The following is a 12,551-nucleotide window of genomic DNA, read 5'->3' as shown; positions in this document are numbered from 1 at the left end:
GGCAGCGGGCGGCAATTTGTTGAAAGGGGGCAGTGGTTTTAGTTGGTGATGTCGAAGGTGGTGCTGCCTTCGCGCACTGGATAGTAGACTTCGTACCACTTTTTCTGGGCGGCGCTGCCCGCGTAGTCCTTGAGGGCTTGCGGATTCTTGAACTCCATCACGAAGGCGTGGCTGCGGTTGCCTTGAGCTTTGATGGTCTTGATCCAGACGCGCTCGATCCCGTCGTATTCCTTGGCGAGGGTGACAACGCCATCGAGAGCCGCTTGGATTCCCTCGTCGGTAGCGTCAGCCTTCCAGGAAACCGTTACCACGTGGATCACGGTGCCGGGGGTGATGGCGTCGTGCTTTTCGTGATGGGCGGCGTTGAGGGTGATTGCTCCGAAAGCAAGGCAAGCGAGACTGATGAGTGTGAGTGCAACTTTTTTCATAATTTGGTGCGTTAAAGGAAGTTAGTCAGAGGCAGGGTCGCCGTTACGGAATGCTAACGCAAGGTTTGGGCCAGTGATTGCCGCAAATTCTCGATTGCGCCGAATGCCCGAGGTCCTCACCCATACCAGCTCTTCATGAACCGAAACCTACACGTTTATCGCAACCTAGGAGTCGCCGTGGCCAGACGGACCTGCGGGCGCTGCCGCTCGGAAACATGCCATAGCATCTATTTCGAAACGGATGCGAACCAACGTAAGCTTTGCTCGATCGGTTGCAACGAGTGCGGCAGCGGCACATCCATTTCGGAAGCCCTCTACGACGAGCTTTACGAACTTAGTTTCGCCTTTGACCAGCTGCAGGACGGAACGCTCTCGCCAGACGCCTTCGACAGGAAGATCCCAGACGCTTCGCGGCGTTTTCTCGCTTCCTTGGCGGAGGAAGGCGTTGGAGATTTAAATGAGGACAAATCTAAAGGGCCCGTCGCTGCAGGCGTGGGGAGCAAGTCCGGACCAGCCTCTTGGCCGAAGCCGAAACAATTGGATTCCCGCCCGCCTGAATTGGTTTTGAGAAACGGTCTGGGCGATACCCTGGGCACTGGCATCTTCATGGCGGTCTTGACTGGCTTGGTGGGGCTGGCCTTTTCTCTCTTTTTCGAATTTCCCGCGTGGATGATGGGCGGGTCAACGGTCGCCGTCGTCGCTTGCCAAGCGGGAGGCGGCTTCCTGGTTGGGACCTGGTTGAGCCGCAAGCGCTTTCCCCGTCGCGTGAAAATCTCGCAATCCGGCTTGCTTATCGAGCCTAGGGGGAAAGGCGATGCCCGACGCTACCCATTTAACGCGGTGAGTCGGGTAAACTTTGGCGAAGGTTCGAAGTACCTGACCGTGTGGCTGGGCGACGGAAACACTTTCGTGGTGCGAGCCGACAAGGCTGCCCTCCCGGCCCTCGACCGCTACTTCGGCAAGTAAGGAGACGGCGCGTGAGGCTCAAGCGTCGCTTTTCCGCTGCAGCGCCTTTTTTCCCGATTCAAGGGTTTCGATGATCTTGTCGACATCGTAGACGCTGCCAGACCAAGTGCCCCCGCTGGCCGACTGCAGCGCGGCCCATAGCTTGGTGTCGGCCGGCAGATGGGGGTGCGGAGCAAAGATGGGGTTTGTCTCGCGGTTCGCCAATACGGCTGCGCCTTCCTCGGGTGTGAGCAACGAATGCGGATCAGTACCGATAAAGTGGATACTGCCTGTGAGCTGGTCGCGATCGACTCGGATTTGAACGATGTCGCCGTCGAGCAGCTTTCCGACTGGACCGCCTGCGAGCGCTTCCGGACCGACGTGACCAATACAGGCCCCGGTGGATACGCCCGAGAAACGGGCATCGGTGAGGATCGGGATATGCTTGCCCCATGGCAGGTGCTTGAGCGCGGAAGTAAGCTGGTAGGTTTCTTCCATGCCGGTGCCGGCTGGCCCGCAACCAGCCAGTACGATGACGTCGCCCTGCTCGATGCCTCCGGACTCTCCCCCCTTGATGGCTCGAATCGCGTCTGATTCGCGAGCGAAGACGCGGGCCTTTCCGGTGTGCTGGTAAACGTTGTTGTCGTCGATCAAGCTAGGGTCGATGGCTGTCGCTTTGATGACAGAACCGTCAGGGGCAATGTTGCCGGTAGGAAAGACGAGAGCGGAGCTATATCCATTTGCCCGAGCTGTTTTCGGGCCGAAAATGACGTCGGAAGCCTTGATCCCGTCGAGCTGTCGCAGCCGCTCCTTGGCAGCGGCTCGAGTTTCGCTTTTCTCCCACCAGTTGAGATTTTCGCCCAGCGTACGGCCGGATACGGTCAAGACGTCAAGATGCAGGAGCCCCATCTCTCTCAGGTGAAGCATGACTTCCGGGACTCCACCCGCCATGAAGACCTGCACGGTGGGATGGTTGCGAGGTCCATTTGGGAGGGCGTCCACGAGTCGGGGCGTCGACCGGTTGACCCGTGTCCAATCTTCAACTGCAGGCTGACGTAGCCCCGCAGCGTGGGCGATGGCGGGGATGTGGAGCAACAGGTTGGTGGATCCGCCGAATGCCGCGTGCGTTACCATAGCGTTTTCGACGGATTTGTCTGTGAGGATCTCCGCGAGGGGCGTTGCCGATTCGGCGAGCTGAAGGAGGGCGAGGGCCGAGCGCTTGGCGAGATCGATCCAAACGGGTTCTCCCGATGGACAGAGGGCACTATGGGGAAGACTGATTCCGAGCGCTTCGGCAACCACTTGCGAGGTGGCTGCAGTGCCGAGGAACTGGCAGCCGCCGCCCGGCGAACCGCAGGCTTTGCAACCCATTTCCACCGCATAGTCGTAGGATATGGTGCCGTGCACGAATCGGGCTCCGATGGTTTGCACTTTTCCGGCGTCTTCCGCCCCCTCAGCTGGCAAGGTGACGCCGCCGGGTACGATCACTCCCGGCAGTTCGCTACAGCCCGCGAGAGCTAGCATGGTGGCAGGCAGGCCCTTGTCGCAGGTGGCGATCCCAAGCACGCCTTTGCGCCTGGGCAAGGAGCGGATGAGCCGCCGCATGGTGATGGCCGCGTCGTTGCGGTAGGGCAGGCTGTCGAACATGCCATGCGTCCCTTGCGAGCGTCCGTCGCAAGGATCGCTGCAGGTAGCGGAGAAGGGTAGAGCCTTGTTTGCGGTGAAGGTCTCAGCAGCGGCTCGGGCGAGCTTGTCGATCTCCCAATGCCCAGTGTGGTAGCCGAGGGCGACAGGGGATCCGTCCGCGTCGCGCAGCCCGCCCGAGGTACTGACGATAAGGAAGGGGTCCCTTCCGATTTCCGAGGCTCGCCAACCCATCCCGGCGTTTTGCGTCAGGCCAAACAGGTCTCCGCTAGGCGAGTCGCGAAGTTGTTCCGCGGATACAGGCAAGCGACCTTCCGGCGCCTGGCCGGAAGTGCGTGTCCTCTCAATGGGCTCGGAGCTGGGGAAAATGTCCGAGAGATCTATTTTTCGGGGCATAAATGAAGGACGGCGTCAGGCGTCTGCCGTCGTCCACTTGCCGTTGACGAGGCGATTGAGCGTGCCAGTGGGGTTCTTCTTTCGCAGAGCCACGGGCAAGCGGTGCTCGCGAACGTTGTCGTAGCTATGCAAGGCGCTGAAGCGAATGACGCTCGCGGGGAAGCCAACTGCGGTGAAGCCCGGGTGTCCAGTTGCTGGATACGGTCCGCCATGGTTCATCGAGGGGCAAACGGCGACGCCGGTGGGTACCTTGTCGTTGAGGAGGCGACCCACTTTAGTGCGTAGCGTCTTGGCGAGGCCTGCGTAGCTGTCGTCATCGCGGCCTTGTGATTCGCTGTAGATGCTTCCGGTCAGGTTGCCTTCTAGGGCTGCGGCGACGGCCTTTAGCTGCTCGATGTCCGTGGCTGTGACGACGAGACATACGGATCCGAAGGCTTCGCTCTGCAGCTCGGAGGGGTTGGCGAGGAAGGTGTCCCCGTCAACGGTCAGCAAAGTAGGCTCGTATCCAAAATGTGCTGTATTGGCTACGTTTCCGCCAGCTGCGACTTTTGCTCCGGCAGCCTTAAGTTGTTCGACTGCGTTGGAGACGGCTTTTACCCCGCCGCCCGTCAGCAGGATGCCTGGAGGGGTTTGGGAGAAGCTTTCCGCCATCTGCTCGATCAATGCTGAAGCCTCCTTGCTCTCCTGAAGGACGACCAGGCCAGGCTTCGTGCAGAACTGGCCTGCCCCGAGAGTGCAGGAAGCGTGGAGCTCCTTGCCGATCTCCGGGCCGCGTTCCTCAAGGGCTCCGGGCAATACGAAGACTGGGTTTACGGAGGACATTTCCAGGTAGATGGGCGTGCCCGCCTTGTCGGCTGCCTCCTTCAGGGCGAGCCCGCCGGGCCGGCTGCCGGTGAATCCGACGGCCGCTACCTTGGGATGGGCCACCAGCTTCAGGCCATTTTCGGGTGCCGTGCCATAGAACAACTGCACGGTGCCGCTGGGCAATCCCATCTCGTTGGCCGCCTCTTGCGCCAGTTCCGCGAGAAGTTGGGTCGTGTACGGGTGGGCTGGATGGGCCTTGGCGATGACGGGGTTTCCGGCGGCGATTGCCGAGGCAAAGTCTCCTCCGGCGATGCCATTGTAGGCGAAGGGAAAGTTGTTCGGACCGAACACCACGACTGGGCCGCCGAGGGGACCGTGCATGGAGTGGATGTTATTTTCGGTGTCCAAGGTGGGACGGGCCCAATCTCCGGAGCGCGCAGCGGCGGCGGCTTGACGGATCTGGTTGATGGTTCGAGGGATTTCCACGCCTGCCAGGCGGGGCGAAACGGGTAGCCCTGTCTCTTCGTGGGCTATGGCTGCGAGACGATCGGTGGCGACTTCGATCTTAGCCGCATAGGTTTCCAGGAAGGCTGCGAGCGTGCTGGGCTCGGTTTCGAGCAGCGCTTGGGCGGCCTCGTAAGCGGCGTCTACGATGGACTCGATTTCTTGCCAGTTCGACTCTGGAAAGGCTCGCTCCTTCAGCTCGGCCTTAGTGCTAGGATTGAAAGCGTGAAACTGTGAACGCGGCGAGCTGGAATCTGTCCAGGCTCCGTTGAAGAGGATCTTCTGCATGATGATTTTGGGGGGAAGTTGGGTTAATAGGCGTGTTTGAGGTCGAGGCTAGATTGAGCGACCTCCCTGTCTAAAGGAAAAACGAGGATTCACCGAGTTAAACGACTGAAACGTTGAGTAGGCAACGACTTCCGAGGCGGGTTAAATAGTGAGAGCGGATTCTAGACGCCTCCGCGTCAGCTTTTTTTAATGGCCTTGCCTCGAATTTTGGGCAGCACTTTAGGGCTTATGAAGTATCGCAGATATGGTCGCACTGAGATTAAGATGCCGGTAATCACCTGCGGCGGGATGCGTTTTCAGCAGAGCTGGTCGGATATTCCGTGGGATGAGGTCAAGCGAGGCGGGCAGGCAAACCTGGAAGCGGCGGTGCGGTTCTCCTTGGAGGTTGGTTCCAACCATATCGAAACGGCCCGCGGCTATGGCTCTTCCGAAATGCAATTGGGCATGATTCTTCCCAAGTTCAATCGGGAAGAACTGATCCTGCAAACGAAGGTGGCTCCGGAGGAGGATCCCAAGGTTTTCCTGGAGAATTTCGAGAAGTCGATGGCGTACCTGAAAACGGACTACGTCGACCTGTTCTCCTTTCACGGGATAAACAATGCGGAGATTCTCGATTGGGTGTTACGCGACGGGGGCTGCATGGAGGTGGCTCGCAAGTTGAGGGAGCAGGGGCGCATCCGGCACATCGGCTACTCCACGCATGCGAGCAACCAGGTGATTTGCGAGGCGAACGCCAGCGGACTGTTCGACTACTGCAACGTGCACTGGTACTTCGTGAACGAGCTCAACTGGGAGGCGATTCAAGTCGCCAAGCAGCAGGACATGGGCGTCTTCATCATCAGTCCGAACGACAAGGGCGGCAAGCTCTACTCTCCTCCGCAAAAGCTGGTGGAGCTTTGCGGCGACCTTCATCCGATGCAGTGGAATGCCTTGTTCTGCCTATCCAGGCCGGAAGTCCACACCTTGAGCATGGGCGTGAGCTGTCCCCAGGATTTCGATACGCACCTGGAAATGCTCGACTATTACGACAAGGCCGAGGAAACGATGAAGCCGGTCGAGGAAAAGCTGCGGGCCGAGATGGTCAAAACCTTAGGAGCGGATTGGTGCGCTGGGTGGTGGAAAGGGATTCCCGAATGGGAGGAGTTGCCCGGCGGCGTCAACGTCAAGGAAATCATGCGACTTTACACCTATGCGAAGGCTCTGGATATCGTGGAATGGGGCAAGATGCGCTACAACTTGCTTGGAAACGCGGGACACTGGTTCCCGGGCCACAAGGCTAAGGATTACGACGAGGGGGAAATGCGCGAGAAGCTGTCCGAAAGTCCGTTTGCCGACCAGGTTCTCGGCCTTCTGGAGGAGGCGCACCAGATGTTCGACGACGCGGAGGTGAAGCGCTTGAGCGAGAGCTGATCGGTCCTGGTCAGGAGGGGGGTGCCCCGGGCAAATACTTCTCGACGATCTTGAGCACCGCGGCGCGGCTAGTCGGCTTTCTGATATACTCATCGAATCCGTAGGCCATGATTTCCTCTTCCTCCGATTGGCTCGCGTAAGCCGTGTAGGCGATGATCGGGAGGTTGGGGCGCTTGCGCTTGAGGATTTGAGTCGCTTCTTTTCCGTCGAGGACAGGCATCTTGATGTCCATCAGGACCAGATCGATGCGGCGCTGCCGGTCTTCGCAAATTTCGACAGCCTTTGCTCCGTTTTCCGCCCGTATCAAACGGAGCCTGGTTTCCTTTAGGATCCTGTCGATCAGTTGATAGTTCGAATCTTCGTCTTCCGCGACGAGCAAGGTCGGCTGGTCTTCCTCCTTCGCTAAGGCGCCGGGGGAGGGGAGCTCGGGCGCTTGATCTGAGGAGTTGTCCGTGGAGGCTAAGCTTCTGACGAGAGGCAAGGTGAAGGTGAAGACTGATCCCTCTCCGTAAGTTGAAGCCACGGATATCTGCCCTCCGAGTTGGTCGACCAAACTCTTCGAAATGGAAAGGCCAAGTCCGGTTCCCCGGAACACTTCGTGCGGGTTGTCCTCGATTTTTTGGAATCGGTTCCAAATGGTGGAAAGGTTCTCCTCGGTGATTCCGATTCCGCTGTCCTCCACTCGAAAGCGGATCTGATCGTTCCGCTCGTCAATTTCGTAGGATACGGTGACGTGTCCCTGAGTCGTAAATTTCAGGGCGTTGCTGACCAGGTTGGTGATCACTTGGGTGAGGCGTTGTTTGTCGCTCACTATCTCGTAGGCTTCGCCGCTGAGGTCGCCCTCGAAATTCAGGCTGACTCCATCTCGCTTCAATCCGCCCGGGTGGGCGACGAAGGCGTTCTCGATATCCCGGAGCAATTGCTTCAGGTCGAACTTCGTCTTGTGGATTCGCAGTTGGCCGGCCTCGAGCAGCGAGATGTCTAGTATGTCGTCGATGATGTTGTTCAGCGAGGCACAGTTGCCTTGTATCAGGGAGATGTATTCGAGCTTTTCCTCTTCGGAAAAGCCGGGAAGGCCGATGAGTTCCGAGAACCCGACGATGGCGTTCATCGGCGTGCGTATCTCATGCGACATGTTGGCCAGGAAGGAAGATTTCAGCCGATCCGATTCTTCTGCCTTCAGCTTGGCTCTCTCCAGTTCGCTCGTACGGTGGGCGACTATCTGTTCTAGGTTCGCTTGGTGGGAGGCGAGCTCTTCGGTCTTGCTGGCCAGCAACTCGTTCGCCTCCTGAAGGTCGGAGGTCCTGTGCTTGACTAGAAGTTCGAGCTGGGCCTGGTGGTGGCGCTGCCGCCGCGTGAGGTAGACATAGAGCAAGCACAGCAAAGCGAGGAGGACGATGCTCGAGGACGCGATAAAAACGGGTTCCTGCCAAAACGGCTTCAATATTTCGAATGTCAGCAGGGGGCCGCTGTTGATCCATTTGCTGGATGGAGTCCGGCCTTCGACGATAAAGCTGTACTTGCCCGGAGCGAGGGCTGTGTAGGTCATGTAGTTTCGCTTTCCACCGTAGATCCAGTCTTTGTCCAAGCCTTGCAGGCGATATCGGAATTCGTTTTGCCCCGGGGCGCTGTAGTCGGTTAGCGAAAAGGAAAGGGTCAGGTAATTCTGGTCGTGAGGGAATTTCAGGGCGACGCTTTGATCGGTCTGGTGTATCCGCTTGTCGAATACCTTGGCGGATGACAATACGACGTTTCTTTGGGTTTCCTGCTTTCTGATGGTCAGCGGATCGAAGGAGTTGAAGCCGCCGTCGCCGCCCGCGTAAATCATCCCGTCCGCCCCCATGGCGATCGCGTTCGGCTCGAACACGTCGCTTTGCAGCCCGTAGTTGCTGTCAAAAGTCTCGAGCGTGTCCTCGCTGGGGTTGAACTTGCTGATGCCCCGATTGGTCGTGAGCCAAAGGTTTCCCCTGATGTCTTCAGCAATGCCGAAGATGGAATGGCCGACCGTTTCCATCTGGCGAGAGAAGCGCTCGAAACTGCGACGCTCCAAGTCGAACAAGTTGAGCCCGTCGAGTCGGGTGCCGATCCAGATGCGTCCGCGCGCGTCCTCGTAGACAGAGCGTATCTTGTCTCCGCTAATCGAGGTCTCGTCTTCCTGGGAAGGCATATAGGCCTCCAAGGTATTCATCTCGGGATCGTAGAGGTAGAGACCGTCGTGATGGGTTCCAATGAAGAGCAGGCCTGTCTTGTTCCGATAGAGGGCTTTGATTTCCTTTCCGGACTGCGGGGAGAGGTCTATCCCGTCGACCTCCGGAAACGCGGTGAAACTTCCGTCGGCGGGGTCGAATATCTGCAAGCCGTAGTTGGTGCCTACGTAAAGCTTGTTGTCTGGCGCTTCGGCAAGTTCGCGCACCACGTAGGTGCTATAGTTTTGGAAGCGTTGTTCCTCTCTGATGAAGCGCGAAACCCCTTTTTCAGTTCCCAGCCAAACTGTTCCGCTGCTGCTTTCCAAGATGTCCTCGATGCGATTGTCGAAGATGTCGCCTTCGCTTTCGCCGCTGTAGTAGTTGGCCAGGTACTGGTCCGAGTTCGGATCGTAGAGATTCAAGCCGCCTCGCTTGGTTCCTACCCACAGCAGTCCCTCGCGGTCGACGAGCAAGGACATGACGTGAGTTCCGAAGAGCCCTCCGTCCCGTTCGATGCTGCCCCGTTGCAGGGGGAAGGTTTCGATGATTTGATCGTAAATGAATATGCCTTCGAACTTCGAACCGATCCAGACCAGGCCGTTTCTGTCTTCATGCAGGGAGCGAATGCTGTTGCTGAGCAGGCCCTCGCTGTTGGAGGGAGAAACGCGGATGCTGCGAATCGAGTTTTGGACTGGGTCGATGATGCGCAGCCCGTCCGAGAACGTGCCGACCCAAATGTAGCCGCGGCGGTCGCTGAGCAGGCATTGGACGTTGGTCTCTTCTTCGTCGGAGCCAGCCTCGTGAAGCTTGATTTCGGTGTACCTGCGTTCGGTCCGGTTGTAACGGCCGATGCCGGTCTGGTGGCCAAACCACAGATTGCCACGGTTGTCTTCGATGATATCGAAGAAGTCGTTGGAGCGCGGGTTTCGTTCGCCGAAGTCGATGAAGGCTGGGGGTTCGAAAATGCCGTCCAAGTCGTTGTAGACATAGGCTCCGTTGCGTGTCGCGATCCAAATGAGGCCGTAGTGATCTTGGTAGACCTTTTGGCAATTCAAGACGGAATTCTCGCTACCGCTGGCGTTGTGCGAAACGCTCACGGACTCGAAGGCGGCGCTGTCGCTTTCGCGAAGGAAAATGCCCCTGTTCGTCGCGACCCAAATCCTCCCGCGAGCGTCCTGCAGGACCTTGAGCACGGAACGTCTACGCGGGTCGGAAGGATCGCTTTCCAATGCGACGCGGTGGATGGCGTTTCGCCTCCGGTCGTAGGTGTTCAAACCTTCTTCCGTCGAAATCCAGAGAAGCCCGCTATCGTCGAAGTACAGGTCGTTGATGTAGTCGCTGTATAGCTCGTCGTAGGCGTTTTCCCCTTTGCTGAACACCGTGAACTCGGATCCGTCGTAGCTAGCGAACCCACCAGCCTCGAAGCCGATCCACATGACTCCGTCGGCATCCTGCACAATGCTTTTGATCGTATTTCCGGGCAGGCCGCTATCCCTTGAAATGTGCTTGAAGGTGAGCTCCTTTTGGAAGGCTTCAGCAGGGGCGCAAAGCTGCAAGCAGGCCACGGCCAACGCCGCGTTCAAGACGAGTCTCGACGCTATCGTCAAAAATTGCGGCGTGTAGGGATGGGTAGCCAAAACTGCGGGGTAGTTACTGGGTACAAACTACTGAATTTCCTTGGCCCTTTTCAATATTCGCCGCCTCGAAACGCCGCCGCCGCTGGTTTTAGATTGTTATTTTACCAATAGGACCGTGTTAAAGCGCTGCGTCGACTGGTTTGGCAGCAGCTCTACTGCTCCCGCAGCCAGAGTATGTTGGTGACGATACGCGGGTAGTAGAGCGAGCCGTGAGCGACGCCGGAACGGAATTGGTCCGAGCAAGCGGAAAGCTTGGACCCTTCGCGCTCCCAGCGGGCGTGTGCTCGGTCAGCCTCGAACTGTCCCTTTCCGAAGTCGAAGCCGAGAATCTCGCGAGCGACGAATTGGCAGAGGTTGATCTTCGACATCCAAGAGTTGTCGGCGGAGGAGGAGAGCTTCCAGCCTCCGTCCTCGTAGAGGCAGATGCCCGTGTCGATAACATGCTTCAAGTGCTTCTTGAGCGTCTTGATGTAATCGCCGTAGGGGCCCTGCTCGCTGGTCACCTCGCTCAGGCCCATAAAGTAGGGATAGACGAGGGCTTCGATGGCTGGAATGATGGCGCTGGTATTGCCTTCTTCCAGTACAGCCGGAATGTATCCAAGATTTGGATCGTAACCTTCGGTCAAGGTCTTGGCTGCGAGGGACGCTGCCTCTCGGGCTTCCTTGGATAGCTCGTCGAGCTCCGAGAGCTCGAAGAGCTTTTCGAGCGCCACGTAGGAGGCCCACATCTTGCCGCCAAGGTAGATGTTGCGTCGTGATTGCCCGAGCGAGTGGTCGAGCGAATCGTAAGTGGTGATCTCGCCGCCGCCCTGGGTGCGCGATGATTCCAGGCTCATGATCCCGTCGCGTTGGGCGGGGTCGTGATGGTCGCGGTTTTGCAGGGAGGTGAAGCATTCGACGAGAATGTGCCGGTAGCGGCGAAGGAATTCCTCGTCGTGCGTTTTGGATAGGTAAGCGCCTGCGCAGAGCACCCAGTTGGTCAATTGCTCGCAGGTCATGTGCGAGAAGCAGGCTCGGTCGAGCCCTCCGACCTCGTAGGAGCTACGGGTCGCCGGGCTCCAATGGTTCATGACGCCCATGTCGTGGGTGAAGGAAATGCCGCCAGGGTAGAGGGTTTCGGGATCCGCTGGGTCGAAAACCTCGTCGTAGAAGGAGTAGCGGTTCACGAATTGCTCGAGTTCGTTGCGCACCGTCCAAGGGTTGAAGCGCATTTCGAAGAACAGCATGTCGACGGTGAGGTCGAAGGTGTTCATCATGAGGTACTCTCCTTCGTTGACGACCCAAACCGATTGGCTGCCGTCCCAAAGCCACTGCGTCGATCCGTAGTAGCTGCGGGTGGCATGGGCGATAAGGAACTTTTGCTCGTCGTTGAGCTTCGAGCTGGCGAGTTCCTCGTCCCGCTCGCGAGCGAGCTCGAGGTACTCTTCGCGGCAGGCTATCCCGTATTCAAGAACTTGAGACAGGTTTGTGAAGTGTTGCGTGTAGTAGTACGACATCGCCCGGTTGTAGGTCGCGGTTCCCGCCTTGAAGAAGCCGAGCGTTATCTCCAGGGTTCGTTCCTCGCCGGGCGGAACGTAGATCTCCAGGCCTGCCGTGGGGCCGAGCAGGAACTCCGCAGTCGAGTGTTTACGGTTGAGGGCCGAGAGCGGGTCGAAGTCCATCCAGCAGCTCGCTTCCTCGTTTTGGGTAGCGAAGCCGATCTCTTCCCGACTCATGGCGCCGGTCAGCGTTCCGTTGGTTCGCTCGCCTAGGCTGCTCCAGCGGTGGTCGATGCCGAGGGCGAAGATGCCTCGGATCCCTTCGGTTCCATCGTTCTTGAAGGTCACGGAAACCTGCACGACAGGGCAGCTTGCGAAGGCGAGTTCGGTGGGAGTCGCATACTTCGGGTCGGGAATGGCGAAGAATGGAGTGACGATTTCAAAGGTGACGCCCGGCGCGGAAATACGGTCCGTGGCCCACAGGTATTCGCGCGTGACGTCCTTAAGCACGCGTTGAGGCCTAGCGGCTTGAAGGGAGCCTTCCACGTACCTTTCCGACTCGGAGGAGTCGTTGTCGGCGAAGAGGGGAAGCAAGTTCAGGGTTCCAGCCGCATCTTGGTAGCCGACCGAAATATCTCCCTGGTAGGGGCCAGATAGCTCGAGGCCCATGCCTCCTTTGGCTCCATGGGCTCCGCAGGTGAAGGATGCGAGAGCCCCCACGGGAGAGTGATGGGCGTGAAAGGATGGGTTTTCTGGTATCATGTCTTGAGAAGTTAGCGAGCGGTCACCCTAGGCCTAATTCTCGATTGGTAAAGTCGTGAGTCAGTCTTG

The 12,551-nt window shown here is 58.3% G+C and carries 7 protein-coding genes; 2 read left to right on the top strand and 5 right to left on the bottom strand.

What is annotated here, in order from left to right; genetic code table 11:
• Nucleotides 1–38: 38 nt before the first annotated feature.
• Nucleotides 39–428: a Dabb family protein gene (locus IEN85_RS10365; protein WP_191617020.1), complete on the bottom strand. Its 390-nt coding sequence runs from the start codon at nt 426–428 to the stop codon at nt 39–41.
• Between the two features lie 135 nt (nt 429–563).
• Between IEN85_RS10365 and IEN85_RS10360 the strand changes: the two genes are divergently transcribed.
• On the top strand, nt 564–1,394 hold the full coding sequence (locus IEN85_RS10360) for a hypothetical protein (RefSeq protein ID WP_191617019.1): 831 nt from the start codon (nt 564–566) through the stop codon (nt 1,392–1,394).
• Between the two features lie 18 nt (nt 1,395–1,412).
• On the opposite strand, the gene IEN85_RS10355 is transcribed toward IEN85_RS10360, so the two are convergent.
• Together IEN85_RS10355 and IEN85_RS10350 are read right to left on the bottom strand one after the other, a co-directional pair.
• Entirely contained in the window at nt 1,413–3,413 is a 2,001-nt protein-coding gene (locus IEN85_RS10355; protein WP_191617018.1) for a YjhG/YagF family D-xylonate dehydratase, read from the bottom strand.
• A gap of 15 nt (nt 3,414–3,428) precedes the next feature.
• Nucleotides 3,429–5,009, bottom strand: coding sequence for an aldehyde dehydrogenase (NADP(+)) (locus IEN85_RS10350; protein WP_191617017.1), 1,581 nt, complete (start codon nt 5,007–5,009; stop codon nt 3,429–3,431).
• Nucleotides 5,010–5,237: 228 nt separating this feature from the next.
• On the opposite strand from IEN85_RS10350, the gene IEN85_RS10345 reads away from it, so the two are divergent.
• Entirely contained in the window at nt 5,238–6,419 is a 1,182-nt protein-coding gene (locus IEN85_RS10345) for an aldo/keto reductase (RefSeq protein ID WP_191617016.1), read from the top strand.
• Nucleotides 6,420–6,429: 10 nt separating this feature from the next.
• Here IEN85_RS10345 and IEN85_RS10340 read toward each other — a convergent pair whose 3' ends face one another.
• Together IEN85_RS10340 and IEN85_RS10335 are read right to left on the bottom strand one after the other, a co-directional pair.
• Nucleotides 6,430–10,242: a hybrid sensor histidine kinase/response regulator gene (locus IEN85_RS10340; RefSeq protein WP_191617015.1), complete on the bottom strand. Its 3,813-nt coding sequence runs from the start codon at nt 10,240–10,242 to the stop codon at nt 6,430–6,432.
• A 152-nt stretch (nt 10,243–10,394) separates the two neighbouring features.
• Nucleotides 10,395–12,482, bottom strand: coding sequence for a glycoside hydrolase family 52 protein (locus tag IEN85_RS10335; RefSeq protein ID WP_191617014.1), 2,088 nt, complete (start codon nt 12,480–12,482; stop codon nt 10,395–10,397).
• Between the last annotated feature and the right edge of the window lie 69 nt (nt 12,483–12,551).

It is taken from the genome of Pelagicoccus enzymogenes (assembly GCF_014803405.1).
Lineage (GTDB): Bacteria > Verrucomicrobiota > Verrucomicrobiia > Opitutales > Opitutaceae > Pelagicoccus > Pelagicoccus enzymogenes.
The sequence above is the reverse complement of the archived record's forward strand: the minus strand, read 5'-3'. Positions and strand labels throughout refer to the sequence as shown.

Coding starts and splice junctions, on each gene's coding strand:
- IEN85_RS10350 (WP_191617017.1), bottom strand. CDS start 5,009: ATGCAGAAGATCCTCTTCAACGGAGCCTGGACAGATTCCAGCTCGCCG.
- IEN85_RS10365 (WP_191617020.1), bottom strand. CDS start 428: ATGAAAAAAGTTGCACTCACACTCATCAGTCTCGCTTGCCTTGCTTTC.
- IEN85_RS10360 (WP_191617019.1), top strand. CDS start 564: ATGAACCGAAACCTACACGTTTATCGCAACCTAGGAGTCGCCGTGGCC.
- IEN85_RS10345 (WP_191617016.1), top strand. CDS start 5,238: ATGAAGTATCGCAGATATGGTCGCACTGAGATTAAGATGCCGGTAATC.
- IEN85_RS10355 (WP_191617018.1), bottom strand. CDS start 3,413: ATGCCCCGAAAAATAGATCTCTCGGACATTTTCCCCAGCTCCGAGCCC.
- IEN85_RS10335 (WP_191617014.1), bottom strand. CDS start 12,482: ATGATACCAGAAAACCCATCCTTTCACGCCCATCACTCTCCCGTGGGG.